Source organism: Ectothiorhodospiraceae bacterium 2226 (assembly GCA_013348725.1).
In the GTDB taxonomy this organism is placed as follows: domain Bacteria; phylum Pseudomonadota; class Gammaproteobacteria.
Genome location: CP054689.1, coordinates 2812201 through 2836457 on the forward strand (window position 1 = coordinate 2812201; position 24257 = coordinate 2836457).

Here is a 24257-nt window from a genome sequence, read left to right on the forward strand (position 1 = left end):
TCGTTCCGGGAGCGTTCCGGTGGGCCGGTCGGGAGCGCGGCGGCGCCCGCCCCGGCGCGGGTGCCGACTAGGGGGAGGATAGCCCGTCCGGGGTCCGGGACCGACTATTTTGCCATACGCGCGTGCCACTGCCGCGCGATGGCGCGCAGTTCGTGCTCGTCCAGGGTGGTGAGCAGGCGGTTCTTGAGGAGCTGGCGGCCGGCTACCCAGACGTCGGTCACCTTGTCGCGGCCGGTGGCATACACCAGTTGCGAGATGGGGTTGTAGACCGGCTGCGTCTCCACGTCGGCCAGCGACACGGCGGTGATGTCCGCCGCCTTACCGACCTCCAGCGAGCCGATCTCGCCGGCGAGGTCCATGGCCCGCGCCCCGCCGAGCGTCGCGGCCTGCAAGGCCGCCGCGGCGGGAAACGCGCTGGCGTCGCCGGCCACTGCCTTGGCGAGCAGCGCGGCAGTGCGCATCTCGGAGAACATGTCCAAGTCGTTGTTGCTGGCCGCGCCGTCGGTGCCGATACCGATGTTCACGCCGGCGTCGTGCAGGCGGTGCACCGGGCAGAAGCCGCTGGCGAGCTTGAGGTTGGACTCGGGGCAGTGCAGCACGTGCACCCCGCTCTCGGCCACCCATTCGATTTCCTGGTCGGTGAGCTGCGTCATGTGCACCGCGCACAGGCGCGGCCCGAGCAGCCCGATGCTGCGCAGCCGGGCGAGCGGCCGCTGACCGTTCTGCTGCAGCGCCTGTTCCACCTCGCCCGCGGTCTCGTGCACGTGCATGTGGATGGGTACGTCGAGCTGTTCGGCCAGCACGCCGACCCGCTCCAGCGAGGCGGTGCTGACCGTGTAGGGCGCGTGCGGCGCCATCGTACTGCTGATCAGCGGGTTGCTGCGGTACTCGTCGTGCACCTCCAGCCCCTTGTGCAGGTACTCGTCGGCGTTCTTGGCCCAGGCCGTCGGAAAATCGACCACGATCAGTCCCACCGCGGCACGCATGCCGGCGCTCAGTGCCGCGCGCGCGGTCTCGCCCGGGAAGAAGTACATGTCATTGAAGCAGGTGGTGCCGCCGCGCAGCATCTCCGCGGTGGCGAGCAGCCCACCTTGATACACGAACTCCGGCGCCACCCAGCGGCCCTCGGCCGGCCAGATGTGCTCCTTCAACCAGGTCATCAGCGGCAGGTCGTCGGCGAGGCCGCGCATGAGTGCCATGGCGGCGTGCGCATGGGCGTTGACCAGGCCGGGGATCAGCGCGTGATGCTCCAGATTGTGCACGGTGGCCGCGGCATAGCGGCGGCCGGCCTGATCGCTGGGCAGGATGTCCACGATGCGGCCGTGGCGGATCGCGACGCTGTGGTTGTCCAGCACGGCGCCGAGGGGCTCCACCGGGATGACCCAACGGGCATGCAGCAGGATGTCGATGTTTTCCATGTGCGGGGAGACGTGATGAAAGACCGTGATGTTGCCTAAGCGGCGCGCGCGCCGCAAGGACGACGCGCGGCGGGGCGCCCGTGTGCGGGGGCACCGCGCTCGGTTATGATGGCGGATTCCGTTCGCCGGGCGAGTCCCGCCCAAGCCTTGGAGCCCGTCATGGAACACGATACCGTCCGCGCCGTGGAATGGACCGATGAGGGGCTGCGGCTCCTGGACCAGCGCCGCCTGCCCGCGCAGTACGAGACCCTGTTGCTTACCGACGCCGCGCAGGTCGCCCAGGCAATACGGGACATGGTGGTACGCGGTGCGCCCGCGATCGGCATCACCGCCGCGTACGGCGTGGCCCTGGCCGCCGCCGCGCGCTGGCGGGAGGACCCGAGCCGCTGGCGCGAGCTAATCGAGCAGGACCTGGCGGTGCTGGCCGCCGCGCGCCCCACGGCGGTGAACCTGTTCTGGGCGCTGGATCGCATGCGCCGGGCCATCGCCGGTGCCGCCGAGCCCCCTGCGGAGGCCTTGCTGGCCGAGGCTCGGCGCATCCACGAGGAGGACGTGGCCGCCAATCGGCGTATGGGTGAGCTGGGCGCCGCGCTCATCGAGACCCCCTGCGGGGTGCTGACCCATTGCAACACCGGCTCGCTCGCCACCGGCGGCTACGGCACCGCCCTCGGCATGATACGCAGCGCCTGGCGCGCGGGGCAGGTGAAGGCGGTGTTCGCGGACGAGACCCGTCCGTGGCTGCAGGGCGCGCGTCTGACGGCGTGGGAGCTGGTGCGCGATGACATTCCCGTCACCCTCATCTCGGACGCGGCGGCGAGCTACCTCATGCGCCGCGGCGAGGTGGGCTGCGTGGTGGTCGGCGCCGACCGCGTGGCGGCCAACGGTGACGTCGCCAACAAGATCGGCACCTACGGTCTGGCGGTCGCGGCGCGCCATCACGGCATCAAGTTCGTGGTGGTGGCCCCGACCTCCACCATCGACCTCGATATCGCCTCGGGCGAGGAGATTCCCATCGAGACGCGGCCCGCCGAGGAGGTCCTGTCGCTGGCGGGGGTCCCGGTGGCGGCGCCGGGTGCGACGGCGTGGAACCCCGCCTTCGACGTCACGCCGGCCGCGCTGGTGGACGCCTTGGTGACCGAGCGCGGCGTGCTGCACCACCCCGACGCGGCCGGCATCCAAAAGCTGATGCGCGGAGCGGTAGTTCCGGCCTGAGCCCGCCTCAGAGCGTCTCTCGCGGGCGATCGCGCACTGCGCTTGGGGGGTAGGGCGATGTGATAGAATGGCCGCTTTCCGCCTCTGCGCCGCGTATTGCCGCGCCGAGGGGTCAGCTAGCCGGGCGCCCCTGGGGGCTCCGAAGCTTCTCTTGAGAGGATTGCCGAGCGATGGCCGATTTCGCCAAAGAAGTCCTTCCCGTCGATATCGAAGAGGAGATGAAACAGTCCTACCTCGATTACGCCATGAGCGTGATCGTGGGGCGCGCCCTGCCGGACGTGCGCGACGGCTTGAAACCCGTGCACCGGCGCGTGCTGTACGCCATGCGCGAACTCGGCAACGACTGGAACAAACCTTATAAGAAGTCGGCGCGCGTGGTCGGCGACGTGATCGGTAAGTACCACCCCCACGGCGACAGCGCGGTGTACGACACCATTGTGCGCATGGCGCAGCCCTTCTCGCTGCGCTACACGCTGGTCGACGGGCAGGGCAACTTCGGCTCGGTGGACGGCGACCCGCCGGCGGCCATGCGTTACACCGAGGTGCGCATGGCGCGCATCGCGCACGAGATGCTGGCCGACATCGAGAAGGAGACGGTCGACTTCGTCCCCAACTACGACGAGTCCGAGCGCGAGCCGGACGTGCTGCCCGCGCGCCTGCCCAACCTCTTGATCAACGGCTCGGCCGGCATCGCGGTCGGCATGGCCACCAACATCCCGCCGCACAACCTTACCGAGACCATCGGCGCCTGCCTCGCCTTGATCGACAACCCCGACCTCGGCGTCGAGGACCTCATGACCCATGTGCCGGGCCCGGACTTCCCGACCGCCGCCATCATCAACGGCGCGCGCGGCATCCGCGAGGCCTACCAGACCGGGCGCGGGCGCATCTACATCCGCGCGCGCACCGAGGTGGAGAACGACGAGGGCGGGCGCCAGCGCATCGTGGTGCACGAGCTGCCCTACCAGGTGAACAAGGCGCGCGTGCTCGAGCGCATCGCCGAGCTGGTGAAGGAGAAGAAGCTCGAGGGCATCACCGGCCTGCGCGACGAGTCCGACAAGGACGGCATGCGCATGGTCATCGAGCTGCGCCGCGGCGAGGTGCCCGAGGTGGTGCTGAACAACCTCTATCAGCACACCCAGCTGCAGAACGTGTTCGGTATCAACATGGTCGCGCTGGTCGATGGCCAGCCGCGCCTGTTGAACCTCAAGCAGATGCTCACCGCCTTCCTGCGCCACCGGCGCGAGGTGGTGACGCGGCGCACGGTGTACGACCTGCGCAAGGCGCGCGACCGCGCGCATATCTTGGAAGGCCTGGCCGTGGCACTGGCCAACATCGACCCCATCATCGCGCTCATCAAGGCCGCGCCCAGCCCGGCCGAGGCCAAGGCGCAGCTGGTCGCGCAGGCTTGGGAGCCCGGTGCGGTGATGGCCATGCTGGAGCGTGCCGGCAGCGAGGCCTCGCGCCCCGAGGGGCTGGAGGCCGACCTCGGCCTGCACGACGACGGCTACCGCCTGTCGGAGACCCAGGCACAGGCCATCCTCGATCTGCGCCTGCATCGCCTCACCGGACTCGAACAGGAGAAGATCCTGGACGAGTACAAGGAGGTGCTGAAGACCATCCAGGAGTTGCTGGAGATCCTCGGCAGCCAAGTCCGTCTGATGGAGGTGATCCGCGACGAGTTGATCGCGATCCGCGACCAGTACGGCGACACCCGCCGCACCGAGATCGTCGAGACCCACGAGGACCTCACCCTCGAGGACCTGATCACGCCCGAGGAAGTGGTGGTGACGCTCTCGCACGAGGGCTACGCCAAGGCGCAGCCGCTCGCCCTGTACCGCGCGCAGCGCCGCGGCGGGCGCGGGCGCGCGGCCACGGCGGTGAAGGAAGAGGATTTCGTCGATCAACTCTTCATCGCCAACACCCACGACACCATTTTGTGCTTCTCCAGCCGCGGCAAGGTGTACTGGAAGAAGGTCTATGAACTGCCGCAGGCCGGGCGCACCGCGCGCGGCCGGCCGATCGTCAACCTCCTGCCGCTGGAAGAGGGCGAGCGCATCAACGCCGTGCTCGCCATCAAGGAATACGCCGAAGACCAGTTCGTGTTCATGGTCACCCAGAGCGGTATCGTGAAGAAGACCCCGCTCAGCAACTTCTCGCGCCCGCGCGCCAGTGGCATCATCGCCATCGACCTGCGCGAGGACGACCAGTTGGTGGGCGTGCGGCTCACGGGCGGCGCGGCCGACGTCATGCTGTTCACTTCCGAGGGCAAGGCTATCCGCTTCAACGAGGCGGGCGTGCGGGCGATGGGGCGTTTGGCCGCGGGTGTGCGCGGCATGCGCGTGAAGGCCGGCCACCGCATCATCGGCGTGATGCTCGCCAATGGTGAGGAGGCCTGCGCACTGGTGGCCACGGAGAACGGTTACGGCAAGCGCACGGCGCTGTCCGAGTTCCCGCTGCACGGGCGCGGCGGCCAGGGGGTGATCGCCATCCAGACCAACGAGCGCAATGGCGCCGTGGCGGGCGTGGTGCCGGTGGGCGATGAGGACGAGATCATGCTCATCACCAACGGGGGTACGCTGGTGCGCACGCGCGTGTCGGAGGTGTCTATCCTTGGCCGCAACACTCAGGGCGTGAAGCTCATCAGCCTTGCGCCGGAGGAGAAGCTGGTGGGCGTGGCGCGCATCGAGGAGCCGGAAGAGGCCGAGGGCGCGGAAGGCGATGAGTTGCTCGAGGGCGACGAGCCGGGCGACGCGGACGAGTAAAGCAGGAGCCAAACGAGTATGAGCCGAGTGTTCAATTTCAGCGCCGGCCCGGCGGTCCTCCCGGAAGAAGTGCTCGCGCAGGCGCGCGAGGATCTGGTGGACTGGCAGGGCAGTGGCATGTCCGTGATGGAGATGAGTCATCGCGGCAAGGAGTTCCTGTCCATCGCCCAGCAGGCCGAGGCCGACCTGCGCGAGTTGATGGGTATCCCCGAGAACTACAAGGTGCTGTTCCTGCAGGGCGGTGCCTCCAGCCAGTTCGCGATGGTGCCCATGAACCTGATGGGCGCGCGCGGCACGCGCGCCGATTACATCAACACCGGCGCGTGGTCCAAGAAGGCGATTGCCGAGGGCAAGCGCTACGGTGAGGTGAACGTCGCGGCCAGTAGCGCGGACGAGCACTTCACCACGGTGCCGAAGGAATCGACGTGGACACTCGATCCGCAGGCCGCCTACCTGCACTACACGCCCAACGAGACCATCGGCGGCGTCGAATTTCCCTTCGTGCCGGAGACCGGCGACGTGCCGCTGGTGGCGGACATGTCGTCCACCATCCTGTCGCGTCCCATCGACGTGAGCCGCTACGGCATCATCTACGCCGGCGCGCAGAAGAACATCGGCCCGGCCGGTCTCACGGTGGTCATCGTGCGCGAGGACCTCATGGGTGAGCCGCTGCCCGGCACGCCGACCATGTTCGACTACCGCACCCACGCCGACAACGAGTCCATGTACAACACCCCGCCGACTTACGGCTGGTATCTGGCGGGGTTGGTGTTCGCGTGGCTCAAGCGCCAGGGTGGCTTGAAGGGCATGGCCGAGATCAACCGCCGCAAGGCGGGGAAGCTTTACGCGGCCATCGACGGGTCGGATTTCTACAGCAACCCCGTCGACCCCGCGTGCCGCTCATGGATGAACGTGCCGTTCGTGCTCGCCAAACCGGAGCTGGATGGGACCTTCCTCAGCGAGGCCAAGAAGGCGGGCATGGTCGCGCTCAAGGGCCACCGTTCGGTCGGCGGCATGCGCGCCAGCATCTACAACGCCATGCCGGAAGAGGGCGTGCAGCGCCTGGTCGATTTCATGCACGACTTCGAGCGCCGCTACGGCTGACGCGGCGGAAGAGACATCGTAGGGCGCATTAAGCGCAGCGCAATGCGCCGTGTGAGTTGACGATCCGGACGCCGTTGGCGCAATGCGCTTACGCTTATTGCGCCCTACGACGCCGGGGGAGGGGGCCGCGCGACAGCGCGGCAGGCGCACGAAAGAAAGGACGCGGTGATGTTCAAGATACTCACGCTCAACAACATCTCGGTGCAGGGGCTGGAGCGGCTGCCGCGCGACCGCTACGAGATCGCCTCCGAGATCGGCCATCCCGACGCCGTTCTGGTGCGCTCGGCGAAGATGCACGACATGCCGGTGCCCGAGTCCCTGAAAGCGGTGGGGCGCGCGGGCGCGGGGGTGAACAATATCCCCGTGGAGAAGATGAGCGCGCTCGGTATCCCGGTATTCAACGCCCCGGGGGCCAATGCTAACGCGGTGAAGGAACTGGTCATCGCCGGCATGCTGATCGCCAGCCGCAATCTATGCGACGCCTGGGCGTACACGCAGGCACTGGAGGGCGATGACGTCGAACTGCACCGCCAGGTCGAGGCAGGCAAGAAGCAATTCGCGGGCACCGAGCTGCCCGGCCGCACGCTGGGCGTGGTCGGCCTCGGCGCCATCGGCCGCCTGGTGGCCAACGCGGCCATCGGCCTCGGTATGAAGGTGGTCGGTTTCGACCCCGGCATCACCGTCGAGGGCGCCTGGCAACTCTCCTCCGAGGTGGAGAAGGCCGTGTCGATGGATGAACTGGCCGCGCGCAGCGACTTTCTGACGGTCCACGTGCCGCTTACCGACGGCACGCGCCACCTCATCAACGCCGAGCGCCTCAAGATCATGAAACCGGGCGCCACGCTGCTCAACTTCGCGCGTGACGGCATCGTCGACGACCGGGCCGCGGCCGCGGCGCTGGACGCCGGGCATCTGCATGCCTACGTGTGCGACTTTCCCAGCAATCAGCTCAAGGGACACGCGCGCGTGCTGGCCTTTCCGCACCTCGGCGCCTCCACCCGCGAGGCCGAGGACAACTGCGCGATCATGGTCGCCGAGCAGGTGCGCGATTACCTGGAGAAGGGCAACATCGTCAATTCGGTCAACTTCCCCACGGTGGTGCTGCCGCCCACCGAGGGCTGCCGCGTGGCGGTAGTGAACGCCAACGTACCCAATATGGTGGGGCAGATATCCACCGCCGTGGCCGACGCCGGCTTGAACATCGTGGACATGCTCAACAAGTCGCGCGGCGGGCTGGCCTACACCCTGATCGACGTTGACCAGCCGCTGCCCGAGGCGACCCGCGCGGCCATCGCGGGCATCGAGGGCGTGCTGAAAGTCCGCGTGGTGTACTGACCGCGGCGCTGGAAGCGTCCTCCCAAGGAAACAGCGCCGGCACGGCTCGCCGGCGCATCATGCCCATGATTTTCCCCCCCGCTTCCTGTACTGTATGTCGCTTTCCCTTGGGGCGTGGTAATGAGTGAGGACAACGCCAAGTTGCAAGCGCTGCGCGAGCGCATCGACCGGCTGGACGAGGAGCTCCAGGCGCGCATCAGCGAGCGTGCGTCGATTGCCCAGGAGGTGGCGCGCACCAAGCAGGCCGCCGGCGCCGACAACGGCTATTACCGCCCCGAGCGGGAGGCGGAGGTGCTGCGCAAGGTCAAGGCGCGCAACGCCGGACCGCTGAGCGACGAGGAGATGGCGCGCCTGTTTCGCGAGATCATGTCCGCCTGCCTGGCGCTGGAGGAACCGCTGCGCATCGGCTTTCTCGGTCCCGAGGGGACGTTCACCCAGGCCGCCGCCCTGAAGCACTTCGGCCATTCCGTGCAGACCGCGTCGCTCGCGACCACCGATCAGGTGTTTCGCGCCGTCGAAGCGGGCGAGTGCCACTACGGCGTGGTGCCGGTGGAGAACTCCACCGAGGGCGTGGTGACCCATACGCTGGATTTGTTCATCAACTCCCCACTCACCGTGTGCGGCGAGGTGGAGCTGCGTATTCATCATCTGCTGCTCGGCCGCGCCGGCGGCGAGGCGCCCACGCGGGTCTACTCGCATCAGCAGTCGCTCGGCCAGTGCCGCGCCTGGCTCGACGCCAACCTCGGTTCGGTCGAGCGCGTCGCGGTGAGCTCCAATGCCGAGGCCGCGCGGCGCGCGGCGGAGGAGGCGGATGCGGTGGCGATCGCGGGCGAAGCCGCGGCCGAGATCTACGGTCTCGAGGTGTTGGCGCGCAACATCGAGGACGAGCCCGGCAACACCACGCGCTTTCTGGTGATTGGGCGCCAGCCGGTGCCGCCGAGCGGCCACGACAAGACCTCGCTGCTGCTGTCCACGCGCAACAAGCCGGGGGCGCTGTATGCGATGCTGGAACCCCTGTCCCGCCACGGCGTGTCCATGACGCGGATCGAGTCGCGTCCCAGCCGGCGCGCCATTTGGGAGTACGTGTTCTTCGTCGATATCGAAGGCCATTGCGCGGACCCGACGGTGGCCGCCGCTCTGCAGGAACTCGAGAGCGAGGCGGCCATGTTCCGCGTGTTGGGCTCTTATCCCCGATCGGTACTCTAGCGATGAGCAGCGTGTTGAACGACGGCCCGCGCGGCGGGCAGGTGGATGTGTTGAAGCTTGCCGCGCCGGGCGTACGGGACTTGGCGCCCTACCAGCCCGGCAAGCCGCTGGAGGCCTTGGCGCGCGAGTACGGCATCCGCGACGCGGTCAAGCTGGCCTCCAACGAGAACCCGCTCGGCCCCAGCCCCAAGGCGCTCGCCGCCGTAACGGCGGTGTTGAGCGGCTTGGCGCGCTATCCGGACGGGGGCGGCCACGCCCTGCGCGCCGCGCTGGCCGAGCGCCACGGCGTCGAACCGGCGCAGGTGGTATTGGGCAATGGCTCCAACGACGTGCTGGAACTCATCGCGCGCGCCTTTCTGACGCCCGCCGATGAGGTAGTGTTCTCGGCGCACGCGTTCGCGGTCTACCCGCTGGTCACGCAGGCGGTGGGCGCCCGCGCGGTGCAGGCGCCGGCACGCGACTGGGGCCACGATCTGGCGGCGATGGCCGCGGCGGTCGGCCCGCGCACCCGGTTGGTGTTCGTCGCCAACCCGAACAACCCCACCGGGACGCTGCTGCAGCCCGCGGCGCTGGAGGCCTTCGTCGCCGGTTTGCCTGCGCACGTCATCGTGGTGGTGGACGAGGCCTATTACGAGTACACGCGCGACTTGGCGCCGGGTTTCGAGGCGGCCGATGCGTGGCTGGCGCGCTACCCGAATCTGGTGGTGACACGCACCTTCTCCAAGGCCTACGGCCTGGCGGGCCTGCGCGTAGGGTATGCCCTGGCCCGGCCGGCGGTGGCCGACCTGATCAACCGCGTGCGCCAGCCCTTCAACGTCAACACCGCCGCTCAGAGCGCGGCGCTGGCGGCACTGGAGGACGAAGCGCACCTCGGCGCGGGCTTGGCGGTGAACCGCGACGGGCTCGCACAGTTGACCGCGGCCTTCGCGCGCGTGGGGCTGCCGTACATCCCCTCGTACGGCAACTTCGTGTCGGTGGGCGTGGGCCAGCCGGCCGGCCCGGTGTACGAGGCGCTGCTGCACAAGGGCGTCATCGTGCGGCCGGTGGCCAACTACGGCATGCCGCAGCACCTGCGCGTCAGCGTGGGGTTGCCCGAGGAGAACGCGCGCTTCATCCGCGCGCTGGACGAGATTCTGAACAGTCAGTTGAGTAGCAAGCTTGCGGGGACGCCCGCCGAGGAAGATCGATGATCATCATCATGAATCGCAAGGCCACCGAGGAACAGATCGGTGCGGTGGAACAAAAACTGATCGCCATGGACATGCAGGCGCATGTCTCGCGCGGCGTCGAGCGCACCATTATCGGCGCCGTGGGGGATGAGACGCGTCTGGACAAGGAACTGCTGCAGGCGCTGCCCGCGGTGGAAGACGTGATCCCCGTCATGAAGCCCTACAAGATCGTCTCGCGCGAATCCCAAGAGGGCGACACGGTCATCGACATCGGCGGCGTGAAGCTCGGTGGCAACGCGGTGCAGGTGATCGCCGGGCCGTGCTCGGTGGAGACGCCCGAGCAGATGGAGGCCGCCGCCGCCGGTGTGGCCGCCGCCGGTTGCCGCCTGATGCGCGGCGGGGCGTTCAAGCCGCGCACCAGCCCCTACAGCTTCCAGGGCGTGGGCGTCGAGGGGCTGAAGATGTTCCGCGATGCGGCGCGGGCGCATGGGCTGCCGATCGTCACCGAGTTGATGGACGTGCGCATGCTGGACACCTTCCTCGAATACGACGTGGACGTGATCCAGATCGGCACGCGCAACATGCAGAACTTCGATTTGCTGAAGGAAGTCGGTCGCGTGCACAAGCCGGTGATCCTGAAGCGCGGCATGTCCGCCACCGTCAGCGAGTGGCTGATGGCGGCCGAGTACATTGCCGCCGGCGGCAACCACGACATCATCTTCTGCGAGCGCGGCGTGCGCAGCTTCGAGACTTACTACCGCAACATGCTGGACGTCACCGCCATCCCGGTGCTGAAGAAAGAGACCCATCTGCCGGTGATCATCGATCCGAGTCACGCGGGCGGCAAGGCGTGGATGGTGCCGGCGCTGGCACGCGCGGCGGTGGCCGCGGGCGCCGACGGCCTGCTGGTCGAGATGCACCCGACGCCGTGCGAGGCGTGGTGCGACGCCGACCAGGCCCTCAGCCCGGACGAACTCAAGACGCTGATGGGCGAGTTGCGCGGCATCGCGCAGGTCATCGGCCGCGAGGTGTAGCGGCGCCACCATGGCCGAGCGGATCTGCCAGCGCCTGTGCATCGTCGGCGTGGGCCTCATCGGCGGCTCGCTGGCGCTGGCGTTGCGCCGTGCGGGCGGGGTGGGGGAGATCGTCGGCTGCGGACGTAATGCGGAGCAGTTGGCGCTGGCGCAGTCGTTGGGGGTGATCGACCGCTACGACACCGACCCCGCGCGGGCCGCCGCGGGTGCCGACATGGTGGTGCTCGCGGTGCCGGTGCTGGCCATGGAGGCGGTGCTCGGCGAGCTCGCCGCCGGCCTCGGCGCGGACACGGTGCTGACCGACGTCGGCAGCACCAAGGGGAATGTGGCGGCCGCCGCGGCGCGCAGCCTCGGGAAGCGGCTGGGGCGCTTTGTGCCGGGCCACCCGATCGCGGGTACGGAGCGCTCCGGCGTGCAGCACGCCTTTCCCGAGCTCTATGCCGGCCGGCGGGTGATCTTAACGCCGCTGGAGCAAACCGACCCGGCCGCCACCGCGCGCGTGCGTGCCCTGTGGGAGGCCGCCGGGGCCCAGGTCAGCGAGATGGGCGTCGCCGAGCACGACGCGGTGCTGGCGGCCACCAGCCATCTGCCGCATCTGCTCGCCTACGCGTTGGTGGATACGCTGGCACGTATGGATGAACGCCAGGCCATCTTCCGCTACGCCGCGGGCGGGTTCCGGGACTTCACCCGTATCGCCTCGTCCGATCCCCAGATGTGGCACGACATCTGTCTCGCCAACCGCGAGGCCCTGCTTGAGGTGCTCGGCCAGTTCCAGGGCGATCTGCAGCGACTGGAGGCGGCCCTGCGCGCCGGCGACGGCGAGGTATTGATGGAGGTGTTCGGGCGCGCCAAGCGCGCGCGCGACGCCTTCGTGGACAGCAACGGGGCGGCCGCGCCGCCCCAGGCCGCCGCACCGGCGGCGCAGGACGAACGAGAATGAGCGATAGCATCAAGGAGACCAACGTGCGCTACACGGTGCGCCCCGGCGGGCGGCTGAGCGGGCGCGTGCGCGTGCCGGGCGACAAGTCCATCTCCCACCGCAGCATCATGCTCGGGGCGCTGGCCGAGGGCACCACGCGCGTGTCCGGCTTCCTGGAGGGCGAGGACAACATCGCCACCCTGGAGGCGTTTCGCGCCATGGGCGTGACCATCGAGCGGCCCGCGCCGGGGGCGGTGGTCATCCACGGCGTCGGGCTGCACGGGCTGAAGGCCCCCGCCGAGCCCCTGTATCTCGGCAACTCCGGGACCTCGATGCGCCTGCTGGCGGGCCTGCTCGCGGGGCAGGCCTTCGACGTGACCCTCAGCGGCGATGCCTCGCTCACGCGCCGCCCGATGCGGCGCGTGGCCGACCCGCTGGCCACCATGGGCGCGCGCATCGACACCAGCGGCGACGGCACCCCGCCGCTGCGCATCCACGGCGGTCAGCCGCTGCAGGGAATCGACTATGTGATGCCCGTGGCCTCGGCGCAGGTGAAGTCCAGCCTGCTGCTCGCCGGGCTGTACGCGAACGGGCGCACCTGCGTCACCGAACCGGCCCCGACGCGCGACCATACCGAGCGCATGCTGGCGGGCTTCGGCTATACGGTGGAGCGCGACGGCGCGCGCGCCTGCGTGCAGGGGGGCGGGCGGCTGCGCGCGACCGACGTCGACGTGCCCGCGGATATCTCCTCGGCCGCCTTCTTCATGGTCGGCGCCAGCATCGCCGAGGGCAGCGACGTGCTGCTCGAGCACGTGGGCATCAACCCGACCCGCATCGGCGTGATCAACATCCTGCGCCTGATGGGGGCGGACATCACCCTGCTGAACGAGCGCGCGGTCGGCGGCGAGCCGGTCGCCGACGTGCGGGTACGGGCGGCGCGCCTGCGCGGCCTCGAGATCCCCGCCGAGCAGGTGCCGCTCGCCATCGACGAGTTCCCGGCCTTGTTCGTGGCGGCCGCCTGCGCCGAGGGGCGCACGGTGCTGACCGGGGCCGAGGAGCTGCGCGTGAAGGAGAGCGACCGCATCCAGGTGATGGCGGACGGGCTCCTGGCCCTCGGCGTGGCGGCACAGCCGACACCCGACGGTATCGTCATCGAGGGCGGTCCGATCGGTCCCGGGCGGGTGCACAGTCACGGCGATCACCGCATCGCGATGTCGTTTGCGATGGCGGCGCTGCGCGCCTCCGGCCCCATCGAGATTGACGACTGTGCCAACGTCGACACCTCGTTCCCGGGCTTTGCCACGCTGGCGGGCGGCGCGGGACACGAGGTGGAGGTCGCGCGCTAGTGAGCGCCGCACCGGTCATCACCATCGATGGACCGAGCGGGTCGGGCAAGGGCACCGTCAGCCGGCTGGTGGCCGATCAACTCGGTTGGGCGTTCCTCGACAGCGGCGCCCTGTATCGCTTGGTCGGGCTGGCGGCACGGCGGCGGGGCGTGGCGCTGGACGATGCCGCGGCCCTCGCGAACATCGCGCGGGCATTGGATGTACGCTTCGTGGACGAGGAGGTGTGGCTGGACGGCGCCGAGGTCGGCCACGAGCTGCGCAGCGAGGCGAGCGGGGCGGCGGCCTCGCAAGTGGCCGCGCTGCCGGCGGTGCGCGAGGCGCTGGTGGACCGGCAGCGCGCGTTTCGCGCCCCGCCGGGACTAGTGGCCGACGGGCGGGACATGGGCACGGTCATCTTCCCCGACGCCGAGCTCAAGATCTTCCTCACGGCGAACGCCGAAGAACGCGCCCGCCGGCGCTACAAGCAGTTGAAGGAAAAGGGGCTGGAGGCCGATTTGGCCGCGCTGGTGGCAGAGATCGCGGCGCGCGACAAGCGCGACAGCGAGCGCGCGGTGGCGCCGCTGCGCCCTGCCGAGGACGCCGTGGTGGTCGACAGTTCGCGGCTGGACATCGCTCAGACGGTGCAGGAGGTGCTCGCTGCCTACCGTCTGCGCCGGGGACAGTGATTTCTTGGCGCAACTGTTTTATCATTGCCAGATTAACTTGGGCGGACCTCTTCCTGGAGGCCGTGTTTGTTCCACAGTCCGCATCCGCGGCACAACAGCGTGTTCGGGCGTCTTGCCGAACAAGGATTACTGACTAATGAGCGAAAGCTTCGCAGAACTGTTTGAGGAAAGTCTCGCCAGGACGGAGATGCGCCCCGGCGCCATCATCCAAGGCACGGTGGTTCACGTCGGTTCCGACGTGGTGTTGGTCAACGCCGGGCTGAAGTCCGAGGGCGTCATTCCGATTGAGCAGTTCTACAACGATCGTGGCGAGCTCGAGATTCAAGTGGGTGACGAAATCGACGTCGCCCTGGAGCATGTAGAGAACGGCTTCGGCGAGACCGCGCTGTCACGCGAGAAGGCCAAGCGCGCCCAGACCTGGACGCGCCTCGAGAAGGCGTTCGAGAAGGAAGAGACCGTCAGCGGTCGCCTGGCCGACAAGGTCAAGGGCGGCTTTACGGTCGACATCGAAGACATCCGCGCGTTCCTTCCCGGCTCCCTGGTGGACATCCGCCCGGTGCGCGATACGGCGTACCTCGAAGGCAAGGACCTCGAGTTCAAGGTCATCAAGCTGGATCAGCGCCGCAACAACGTGGTGGTGTCGCGCCGCGCCGTGCTCGAGAGCGAGTACAGCGAGGAGCGCGAGCAGCTGCTGGGCAATCTGCAGGAAGGCCAGGTCCTCACGGGCATCGTGAAGAACCTGACCGACTACGGTGCCTTCGTGGACCTGGGCGGTATCGACGGCCTGCTGCACATCACCGACATGGCGTGGAAGCGCGTCAAGCACCCGAGCGACGTGGTGAAGGTCGGCGACGAGATTCAGGTGAAGGTGCTGAAGTTCGAGCGCGACCGCATGCGCGTCTCCCTCGGCCTCAAGCAGCTGGGCGAGGATCCGTGGGTCGATATCTCGCGCCGGTACCCGGTCAATACCCGCCTGTTCGGCAAGGTCACCAACATCACCGACTACGGCTGCTTCGTCGAGATCGAGGACGGCGTGGAAGGTCTGGTGCACGTCTCCGAGATGGACTGGACCAACAAGAACATCCATCCCTCCAAGGTGGTGCAGGTCGGTGACGAGGTCGAGGTCATGGTGCTCGACATCGACGAGGACCGCCGCCGCATCTCGCTGGGCATGAAGCAGGTGGCCACCAACCCGTGGGAAGAGTTCGGTGCGACCCGCAACAAGGGCGAGAAGGTCGTGGGCACCATCAAGTCCATCACCGACTTCGGCATCTTCGTGGGCTTGGACGGCGGTATCGACGGCTTGGTGCACCTGTCCGACATCTCCTGGAATGTCCCCGGCGAAGAGGCCGTGCGCAACTTCAAGAAGGGCGAAGAGGTCGAGACCGTCGTCCTGTCGGTGGATCCCGAGCGCGAGCGCATCTCGCTGGGCATCAAGCAGCTCGATAAGGACCCCTTCTCCAACTTCGTCGCGGAGCATGCCAAGGGCAGCATCGTGCGCGGCCGCGTGAAGGAAGTCGACGCCAAGGGCGCCGTGATCGAGTTGCTGGACGCCGAAGGTGTGGAAGGCTACCTCCGGGCCTCCGAGCTGTCGCGTGATCGCGTCGAGGACGCCCGCACGGTGTTGAACGAAGGCGAGGAGATCGAAGCCAAGTTCGTCGGCGTCGATCGCAAGAACCGCGCCATCAGCCTGTCCATCAAGGCGAAGGACCAGCAGGAAGAAGCCGAGGTGATGCAGGACTACAATCGTTCTGCGGCCGCGGCCAATCCGACGCTCGGGGATCTGCTGAAGGAGCAGCTCGAGAAGAACGACTGAACAAGGAGAGTCCCGCGAGGGCAGAGGTGCTATGACCAAGTCGGAGTTGATAGAGAACCTGGCGCGCGCGCATTCGCAACTCGCGTACAAGGACGTTGAGCTGGCGGTCAAGACGATGCTGGAGCACATGACCCAGACCTTGGCCAATGGGGATCGCATCGAGATTCGCGGCTTCGGCAGCTTTTCGCTGCACTACCGACCGCCGCGCGTCGGGCGCAATCCCAAGACCGGGGACACGGTGTCGCTGCCGGCCAAGCATGTGCCGCACTTCAAGCCCGGTAAGGAGATGCGGGAGCGCGTGAACAACAGCATGGACACGCATCCCATCTCCGACTGACGCAACGCCAGCGCCAAATCGAAAGCGGGCCTTCGGGCCCGCTTTTTTTGTGGGTGGGGACCTCGCGGCGGCGGATCCTGCTGTCCGGCGCTTCGGCGGGAGGTGCGGCCGGGTGCCACACCTCGCCCTGTGCGCGTGCTAATCTAGCCGCGACGCCGGTGGCCGAGGCTGCGGCGCGCGCTCATGGGATGGGAAAAGCAAGGAGCTCGATAAGAACATGAAGCGGATCGCCGCATTTCTCGTCATCCTGCTGGTCGTGGTGTTCGGGCTGACCTTCGCCGTGCTGAATGCGCAGCCGGTGCGATTCGATTACTACTTCGGTGGCGGGGAGGTACCGCTCGCGCTGCTGCTCGCGGTGGCACTCGTGGTCGGCGCCCTGCTCGGCGTGCTCGCCAGCCTCGGGGTCATGCTCGGCTTGCGCCGCGACCTTGGCCGCATGCGCCGTCGGGCGCAGGTTTCGGAGAAAGAACTACGCAACCTGCGCGCGCTCCCGCTCAAAGATACGCATTGAGATGGCGGCCGAGCTCCTGCTGTTCTTGCTGCTGCCGGCGGCCGCCTACACCGGCTGGCGCGTCGGGCGCAGGGGGGGCGGGACAGACGCCCGACGCGCCGACGGGCTGACCGCCGCCTATTACCAAGGCCTCAACTACCTGCTGGACGAACAGCCCGACAAGGCGATCGAGGTGTTCGTCAACATGATCGAGGTGGACCGGGACACGGTCGAAATGCACCTCGCCCTCGGTAGTCTGTTCCGCAGGCGCGGCGAAGTGGACCGCGCCATCCGCGTTCACCAGAACCTCATCGCGCGGCCGACCTTGGCCAAGGCGCAGCGGGAGCAGGCGCTCCACGAGCTCGGCGAGGACTACATGCGCGCGGGCTTGTTCGATCGTGCCGAGGCCTTGTTCACGGAACTCGCGCGTAGCACCAAGTACCGCGACCGCGCGCTGCGCCAGCTGAGCTGCATCTACCAGCAGGAGAAGGACTGGCACCAGGCGATCGATGCGACCTCGCGCTTGGAGCAACTCACCGGGCAGCGTGAACTGCGGGCGGAGATTGCACACTTCTATTGCGAGCTCGCCGAGCAGGCACGCCAGGAGAACGAACCGAAGGAGGCCTTGCGGTTGCTGCGCCGGGCGCTGGCCACTGACGGAAGCTGCGTGCGCGCGACGCTTTTGGAAGCCGAGCTTGCACTGGCAGAGGGTAACTGCAAGGGGGCCTTCGGGGCGTTACGGCGGGTCGAGCAACAGGATCCCCACTACCTGCCCGAAGCGGTCGAGCCCTTGATGCAGTGCGCGCAGCCGCCGCAGAGTTCCAAGGAAGTGCGCCAGTACCTGCTTGGTTTGCTGGAACGGCAGAAGAGCGTCTCGGTGCTGCTTGCCGCGGCCGAATTGGTGCGCGAGACGCGGGGTCAGGAGGAGGCCGCGGCGCTGATCGCCCACCACTTGCGCGGGCGCCCGTCCGTGCGCGGCATTCATCGCTTGATCGAACTGCATCTGCAGGCCGAGGCACGCGACGACCTGAAGATGCTGCGCGACGTGACTACCCGCCTGCTGGCCGAGAAGCCCGTGTACCGCTGTCAACGCTGCGGGTTCAACGGAAAGGCCCTGCACTGGCTCTGCCCCGGGTGCAAATCGTGGGGTACGGTGAAACCGATCCAGGGGCTGGAAGGCGAATAAGCGGCGCTTGCGCGCGCGCGGCGCGATCCGTTATCTTGCGGTAATGCCTTCTTCAGCCGAACATCCGCGCGTCATCGTCGCCCTGGACTTTCCCGATCCAGGCCGCGCGCTGGAATTCGTCGGTCAACTCGACCCGCGCCACTGCCGCGTCAAGGTCGGCAAGGAGCTGTTTACCCGCGGCGGGCCGATGATGGTCGAGCGGCTGGTGTCGACCGGCTACGACGTGTTCCTCGACCTCAAGTTTCACGACATCCCGAACACCGTGGCACGCGCCTGCGTGGCCGCGGCCGAGCTCGGTGTGTGGATGCTCAACGTGCACGCGCTGGGCGGGCGCAAGATGATGGAGGGTGCCCGCGAGGCGCTCGAGGCCCTGCCCGGTAAGCGGCCGCTGTTGATCGCCGTCACCGTGCTCACCAGCCTGGGCGATGAAGATATCCACGAGGTGGGCATGGCGGGCACCGCGGCCGACAACGTGCTGCGCCTTGCGCGTGTGGCGCGCCGGGCGGGGGCCGACGGCGTGGTATGTTCGCCCCGTGAGGTCAAGGCCCTGCGCCAGACGCAGGGCAGGGACTTCTGCCTGGTTACGCCCGGCATCCGTCCCCGCGGCGCTGCCACCGGCGACCAGAAGCGCATCATGAGCCCGGGCGAGGCCGTGGCGGCCGGTTCCGACTACTTGGTGGTGGGGCGGCCGATCACGGAGGCGCCCGATCCCTTGGCGGCGCTGCAGGCCATCCAGGGCGAGATCGACACCCAAATCGCCGCCACTCAGTAGCCGGCGCGCCGCGTCGGCGCCTGCCGACACATCCCCCCAAAGCCCCTTTCGACCCTCAGGATCGCCGCCTGCCTGTCGGCGGCTTCCGCGCCCTTTGTGGCATCTGCATCTGCGCCGGCTTACAGCGGCGCTACGTCCGTCCTATACCGCCAGCGTCGGAGTCCTACGCGCGTGTCTGGCACGGCTGACAAGGATCGCATTGCCCGGAGGCCGGCGGCGGGCTAGCGTGCGTGCTCCCTAAAACAACAACGGAGACAGGACCATGAAGGGTGTTCTTATTGGCTTGTTGATGGCGACTTTCCTGTGGTTCGGCAGCGTGCAGGCCGAGCCGCCACGGCTCGACCTCAACACCGCCGACGTCGAGACGCTCGCCACCGCGCTGCACGGCGTCGGCCGCGAGCGGGCCGCCGCAATCGTGGCCTACCGTGAGGAGCATGGGCCGTTCCAGTCGGTGGAGGACCTCACCAAGGTCCGCGGCATCGGCGCCGCTACCGTGGAACGCAACCGCGCCGTCCTGTACGTGGCGCCCAAGGAGTAGTCTCAATACGGGCGCCGCCCCACGGGTGGCGGCGCCCGATACCTCTGGACCTTCGGCGCGCAGAAATGCATAGTTAGGCATAAGAATAAGGCGCTCGCCTGCCCCCGAGCGTACGTGGATGGGAATTGGGGGCACGAGCACAATGATGTGCATACAGGGACGGGGGGACGGATTTCCTATGGATAACTCATGGAGCAATATGCGGCGTAGGCCGCAAGAGGATAGGCGCTATACGGACGATGACGAGATCAGCCTCGTCGACCTCTGGCTTGTCCTCGCCCGCCGGAAGTGGTGGATCATCGGTACCTTTCTCGTCGTCCTCGCCGTGGCGGCGGCGGCTGCCTTCCTTAGCGTCCATCGTTACGAATTCATAACCACCATCGAAATCGGTACGCGCATCAGCGGTAATCAAGTCAGCCCGATCGAGTCTCCAGAGGCGGTGGTCGCCAAGCTCAACGAAGGCTACATCCCGCCCATCATCGAAGACTTTGCTGCGAAGACGCCCGATGGTGTGCCCGGCAACGGCGTCCGGGCGCGGGTGCCGCAGGGCAGCAACCTCGTCGTCCTCCAAAGTGAAGGCCCGCAAGATCGCCGCGAACTGTTCACCGACATGCACAATCTCGTGGTGCAGCGACTGCAGCAGGATCACAATCGCATGGTCGACGTGATCCGTCAGGGGCAGCAGGTGCAGCTCGCGGAGGAGATGAGCCGCTTGGCGGAACTGGAGTCCGAAGCGACCGTGATGGAGGGTCGCTTGGAGCGGGTGCAGGAGGCGCGCCGCCTGCTCATCGAGGAGATCAAGGTGGTGCGCGCGTTGGTCGAGCGCGCCGAGGGCGAGCGCGAGCGCGCGGTGAGAGAGGCCGGCGAAACCACCGCAGCCATGACCTTGCTCCTTCTAACCAATGACCTTCACCAGAACCGTGCGCGGCTCACCCAGCTCGAAGAGCGTGCCGCGGTTCAGCTCGTGAACGAGCGGGATCTGTACGCCAGCGAACTAGGGCGTGTTCGCGGGAGTATCGAGAGTCAGAAGCAACGGATCGAGGGGGTGAAGATTCAGTTGGCGAACATTCAGGAGACGCGGCTGCTTTCGGGGCCGCGGCAGTCCCTGAATCCCACGGCGCCGAATCGTAAGCTCATGGTTGCGCTGGGCGCCGTGTTGGGATTGGTCGCGGGCGTATTCCTAGCGTTCTTCGCCGAGCTGGGCGCGAGCGTTCGCGCGCGCCGTGAGGCGGTTGCCGAAGCTGAGAGCGAGCATCCTCGCCAAGCCGCTTAAGCAGTAAGCCGCGCCCCCTCGAGCTCGGGAGCTCGAGGGGGCGGCGCATCACAGTCATCTCCGGCCGCCACTGCCGGCCGCGAGTCTCTCATCCCTTTCAATCGCTTAACGCCTGAAGAGCCTCGTCCTGAGGTTGCGAAGTGTGATATGGTTCGCATTTTTCGGCGTCAAGCAATGCAAACAACAAGAAGGGGGGACTACCAGGCGTCGGACGAAATCAGCCTGGTAGATCTGTGGCTACTGCTCAGCCGGCGCGTGTGGTTGATTGTCGGGACGCTTCTGGTCGCTCTGGCGCTGGCCGTGGCCGTTGCGGCATTTACGGCGCCCAAGTTCTCCGTGGTCACCACATTGGAGATCGGGACGCGCGTCAGCGGCAACGAGATCGCGCTCATCGAATCGCCCGACGCGGTGGCCGCCAAACTGAACGAGAACTACATCCCGGCGGCCCTGCATGCCGTCGCCGAAAGGGTGCCGGAGGGCCGCCTCATTCGCCCGCCGCGTGCCCATGTCCCGCCTCAGAGCGAGCTGGTGGTAATCCAGAGCGCGGCGCCTGCTGCACACGGCCCACTACTGCGAGAGGTGCACGAAGCGGCGCTGGGGCTTCTGCGCCAGGATCATGCACGCATCATCGATGTGACGCGACAGGAGCATCAGGCCCGGGAAGCGGAGGAATCCGCCGCGCTCGCCGCCCTGCAGAATGAGGCCCGGAATCTGCGCGCCCGCGTCGAACGCGCGGAGGAATCCCTGCAGTTGATGGCCGAGGAGATTCGGCGCGTGGGCGCACGGGTGGCTCAGGCCGAAGCCGATCGCGCCGAAGCGCTGACCGCGGCGGTCGAGGGCGACAATGTGGAGACCACGCTGTTGCTGATGACCAACGATCTGCATCAGCATCGGGCGCGGCTCGCCGAACTCCGTGAACGTGTGGCGGTCCATCTTCCGAACGAGCGGGACGCGGACGCCGCGGAGCAGCGGCGTGTGGAGGGTGCAATCGCGGTGCAGCGGCTGCGGGTTGAGGGCGCCCGGCTGGCCCTTGAGAACCTGCGCGAGACCCAAGCGCTCGCCGCGCCGCGCCATTCGCGAGAGGCCGTCTCGCCCAACATCGCGCTGATTCTCATTGGGTCTCGTGTTGGGGCTGGTCGGCGGGTTACTCCTCGCGCTTCTCGCCGAGCTGCGCGTCGCCGCCCGGAGTCAGCGCCGATCGGCACTCGCACGGCGCGAGGACGACGTCCGACAAGCGGCGTGAGAACCCCGTCACAGGGCAGGGACGCCCTGTGCGCGTCGGCTTTACCTCCCCGATCATGGTCTATATTTAGCCCGTGGCTGTGGCCGAACAGGCCATTGCGAGGGAGGGAGCCCAAGCATGACAACAAGGAACGCGCCTATTCAACCCGTGATTCTCTCGGGGGGGGCGGGCACGCGGCTGTGGCCGCTGTCCCGTAAGCATTTTCCAAAGCAACTTCTGCCGCTTACCGGCGAACTCACGCTGCTGCAGGAAACCGCGCGGCGGCTGGTCGACTTTAGCGGCAGCGCCGTGCGCGAGCCGATCCTCGTTTGCAACGAGGCCCAGCGCTTTATGGTGGCCGAACAACTCAAGCGGGTGGAAGCGCCGAAGGCGCGCATCCTGCTGGAGCCGGTGGGGCGCAACACGGCGCCGGCCTTGACCTTGGCGGCGCTCGATGCGCGCCAGGTCGCCGACCCGCTGCTGTTGGTGATGCCGGCCGATCACCTGATTCCCGATCCCCAGGCCTTTCACGCCGCCATCGAGGCGGGGACGGAGCTTGCGCGCGAGGGCAACGTGATTACCTTCGGCGTGGTGCCGACCACCGCCGAAACCGGTTACGGCTATATCCGGCGCGACGGTACGGGGGAGGGGCCGAGCCGCGCTGCGAAGTTCGTGGAAAAGCCTGATCGTGCCACCGCGCAAACCTACGTCGACGACGGCCGCTACGTGTGGAACAGCGGTATCTTCCTGCTGCGCGCCTCGGTCTGGCTGGAGCTGCTAGAGACGCACGCGCCGGAGATGGCCGCGGCCTGCATGCGCGCCTACGAGGCAGGTGAGAGCGACGAGCCGTTCTACCGCATCTCGCGGGAGGCATTCGCCTCCTGTCCCAGCGACTCGATCGACTACGCCGTGATGGAACGCATCGCGGGCGAGGCGGGGCGCTTGTACGTGGTGCCGCTCGCGGCCGGCTGGTCGGACGTCGGCGGCTGGCGCTCGCTGTGGGAGGTGTTGCCCAAGGATGACGGGGGCAACGTGCGCCGCGGCGACGTGTACACCCACGACGCGCGCAATTCCCTGCTGATGGCCGGCCAGCGCTGCGTGGCGGCCGTGGGTGTAGACAACCTCATCGTGGTGGAGACGGCCGATGCTGTGCTGGTCGCCCATCGCGACCGCGCCCAGGACGTCAAGCACATCGTCGAGCAGATGCGCGAGGACATGCGCGAGGAATGCGAGCAGCATCGGCGGGTTTTCCGCCCCTGGGGCGACTACGAGGGCCTGGACAAGGGCGAACGCTTCCAGGTGAAGCGCATCGTGGTGAAGCCCGGCGAGGCCCTGTCGCTGCAGATGCACCACCATCGCGCGGAGCACTGGGTGGTGGTGCGGGGCACGGCAAAGGTCACGCGCGGGGACGAGACCTTCATCATCAGCGAGAACCAATCGACCTATATCCCGCTCGGGGTGAAGCACCGCCTGGAGAACCCCGGCACGATTCCGCTCGAGATCATCGAGGTGCAGTCGGGCAGCTATCTCGGCGAAGACGACATCGTCCGCTTCGACGACGTCTATGGGCGCGGTGCCGACGCGCCCCCGCCGAAGCCCGCCGCGCAGCCGTCGGCGGAGCGCCTGGTCGGCGGCGCCTTGTGGGGCGGCGGCCGCAGCTGAGGGGCGCGGCGATACACGGACGTACTACCCACTCGAATCAAATCCATACAAGGACGTAGAACAACATGCATGAGACGCGCAAGAGCAATAACGTCGTCTGGCAGGACTTGGCCATCGACCGCCGGCAGCGCAACGAACTGAACGGGCACAAGAGCGCGATTCTTTGGTTCACCGGGCTGTCCGGCTCGGGCAAGTCGACCCTGGCACGCGCCGTCGAGGAGCGCCTGCACGCCGAAGGCTGCCGCACCTTCGTGCTGGATGGGGACAACGTGCGGCACGGTCTGTGTGGCGACCTCGGCTTCTCGGAGCAGGATCGTGCCGAGAACATCCGCCGCATCGGCGAGGTGGCCAAGCTGTGCGTGGAGGCCGGCCTCATTACGCTGACGGCGTTCATCTCGCCGTTTCGCGCCGACCGCGACAGGGTACGCAGCCTGGTCGCGCCGGGGGACTTGCTCGAGGTGTACGTGCAGTGCCCGCTCAGCGTGTGCGAACAGCGCGACGTGAAGGGCCTGTACAAGCGCGCGCGGGCCGGCGAAATCAAAGACTTTACCGGCATTTCGTCGCCGTACGAGCCACCCGAGAACCCCGATATCGTGGTCGACACCAGCTGCACCAGCATTGACCAGTGCGTGGATCAGGTGATCGAGGCCCTGGAAGCGCGCGACGTCATCGCGCCGCTGCAGCCGGTGGCCGCGGCGGGCCATGCACGCCGTGTGAATGGACGGGACGCCCGACTGTAGCGGCATAGCTTGTTCGGCCGCCTACATCCGCCCTACAATGTGACTATC

Annotated in this window: 21 protein-coding genes; 20 read left to right on the forward strand and 1 reads right to left on the reverse strand. The window is 67.8% G+C overall.

Going from position 1 to position 24257, the window contains the following annotated elements; all coding sequences use genetic code 11:
* Positions 1-104: 104 nt before the first annotated feature.
* Positions 105-1418, reverse strand: a complete 1314-nt coding sequence (locus HUS23_13625) for a TRZ/ATZ family hydrolase (protein QKT04775.1) — start codon at positions 1416-1418, stop codon at positions 105-107.
* A 159-nt stretch (positions 1419-1577) separates the two neighbouring features.
* Here HUS23_13625 and mtnA point away from each other — a divergent pair, with 159 nt between their 5' ends.
* From mtnA to cysC, 20 genes are all read left to right on the forward strand, one after another.
* Positions 1578-2630 carry an S-methyl-5-thioribose-1-phosphate isomerase gene (gene mtnA / locus HUS23_13630; GenBank protein QKT04776.1) on the forward strand — a complete coding sequence of 351 codons (1053 nt, stop codon included), beginning with the start codon at positions 1578-1580 and terminating at the stop codon, positions 2628-2630.
* Between the two features lie 170 nt (positions 2631-2800).
* Entirely contained in the window at positions 2801-5395 is a 2595-nt protein-coding gene (gene gyrA / locus HUS23_13635) for a DNA gyrase subunit A (protein QKT04777.1), read from the forward strand.
* Between the two features lie 18 nt (positions 5396-5413).
* Positions 5414-6499, forward strand: coding sequence for a 3-phosphoserine/phosphohydroxythreonine transaminase (serC, locus tag HUS23_13640; GenBank protein ID QKT04778.1), 1086 nt, complete (start codon positions 5414-5416; stop codon positions 6497-6499).
* Positions 6500-6667: 168 nt separating this feature from the next.
* Positions 6668-7834, forward strand: a complete 1167-nt coding sequence (locus tag HUS23_13645) for a phosphoglycerate dehydrogenase (protein ID QKT04779.1) — start codon at positions 6668-6670, stop codon at positions 7832-7834.
* A 120-nt stretch (positions 7835-7954) separates the two neighbouring features.
* A complete protein-coding gene (gene pheA / locus HUS23_13650; GenBank protein QKT04780.1) occupies positions 7955-9040 on the forward strand; it encodes a prephenate dehydratase in 1086 nt (361 codons plus the stop codon).
* A 2-nt stretch (positions 9041-9042) separates the two neighbouring features.
* Positions 9043-10230 (forward strand): histidinol-phosphate transaminase, encoded by a 1188-nt coding sequence (locus HUS23_13655; protein QKT04781.1) that lies wholly within the window; start codon positions 9043-9045, stop codon positions 10228-10230.
* Positions 10227-11243 carry a 3-deoxy-7-phosphoheptulonate synthase gene (gene aroF / locus HUS23_13660; protein QKT04782.1) on the forward strand — a complete coding sequence of 339 codons (1017 nt, stop codon included), beginning with the start codon at positions 10227-10229 and terminating at the stop codon, positions 11241-11243. Before HUS23_13655 ends, aroF begins: the two co-directional genes overlap by 4 nt.
* A 22-nt stretch (positions 11244-11265) precedes the next feature.
* Entirely contained in the window at positions 11266-12183 is a 918-nt protein-coding gene (locus HUS23_13665) for a prephenate dehydrogenase/arogenate dehydrogenase family protein (GenBank protein QKT05095.1), read from the forward strand.
* Positions 12180-13508, forward strand: coding sequence for a 3-phosphoshikimate 1-carboxyvinyltransferase (gene aroA, locus HUS23_13670; GenBank protein QKT04783.1), 1329 nt, complete (start codon positions 12180-12182; stop codon positions 13506-13508). Before HUS23_13665 ends, aroA begins: the two co-directional genes overlap by 4 nt.
* Positions 13508-14173 (forward strand): (d)CMP kinase, encoded by a 666-nt coding sequence (locus HUS23_13675; protein QKT04784.1) that lies wholly within the window; start codon positions 13508-13510, stop codon positions 14171-14173. Before aroA ends, HUS23_13675 begins: the two co-directional genes overlap by 1 nt.
* 136 nt (positions 14174-14309) lie before the next feature.
* On the forward strand, positions 14310-15989 hold the full coding sequence (gene rpsA, locus HUS23_13680) for a 30S ribosomal protein S1 (GenBank protein ID QKT04785.1): 1680 nt from the start codon (positions 14310-14312) through the stop codon (positions 15987-15989).
* 31 nt (positions 15990-16020) lie between these two features.
* Entirely contained in the window at positions 16021-16326 is a 306-nt protein-coding gene (locus HUS23_13685; protein QKT04786.1) for an integration host factor subunit beta, read from the forward strand.
* A gap of 217 nt (positions 16327-16543) precedes the next feature.
* Entirely contained in the window at positions 16544-16837 is a 294-nt protein-coding gene (locus tag HUS23_13690) for a DUF1049 domain-containing protein (GenBank protein QKT04787.1), read from the forward strand.
* Position 16838: 1 nt separating this feature from the next.
* The gene (gene lapB / locus HUS23_13695) at positions 16839-18002 is read left to right on the forward strand and encodes a lipopolysaccharide assembly protein LapB (GenBank protein QKT04788.1); all 1164 of its coding nucleotides are present in this window, start codon (positions 16839-16841) and stop codon (positions 18000-18002) included.
* Between the two features lie 43 nt (positions 18003-18045).
* On the forward strand, positions 18046-18774 hold the full coding sequence (gene pyrF, locus HUS23_13700; GenBank protein QKT04789.1) for an orotidine-5'-phosphate decarboxylase: 729 nt from the start codon (positions 18046-18048) through the stop codon (positions 18772-18774).
* Between the two features lie 262 nt (positions 18775-19036).
* Positions 19037-19312 carry a helix-hairpin-helix domain-containing protein gene (locus HUS23_13705; protein ID QKT04790.1) on the forward strand — a complete coding sequence of 92 codons (276 nt, stop codon included), beginning with the start codon at positions 19037-19039 and terminating at the stop codon, positions 19310-19312.
* Between the two features lie 178 nt (positions 19313-19490).
* Positions 19491-20585 (forward strand): hypothetical protein, encoded by a 1095-nt coding sequence (locus tag HUS23_13710; GenBank protein ID QKT04791.1) that lies wholly within the window; start codon positions 19491-19493, stop codon positions 20583-20585.
* 174 nt (positions 20586-20759) lie between these two features.
* Positions 20760-22025 carry a hypothetical protein gene (locus HUS23_13715; GenBank protein QKT04792.1) on the forward strand — a complete coding sequence of 422 codons (1266 nt, stop codon included), beginning with the start codon at positions 20760-20762 and terminating at the stop codon, positions 22023-22025.
* Positions 21946-23469: a mannose-1-phosphate guanylyltransferase/mannose-6-phosphate isomerase gene (locus tag HUS23_13720; GenBank protein QKT04793.1), complete on the forward strand. Its 1524-nt coding sequence runs from the start codon at positions 21946-21948 to the stop codon at positions 23467-23469. Before HUS23_13715 ends, HUS23_13720 begins: the two co-directional genes overlap by 80 nt.
* Before the next feature lie 65 nt (positions 23470-23534).
* Positions 23535-24209 (forward strand): adenylyl-sulfate kinase, encoded by a 675-nt coding sequence (gene cysC / locus HUS23_13725; protein ID QKT04794.1) that lies wholly within the window; start codon positions 23535-23537, stop codon positions 24207-24209.
* Positions 24210-24257 lie beyond the last annotated feature (48 nt).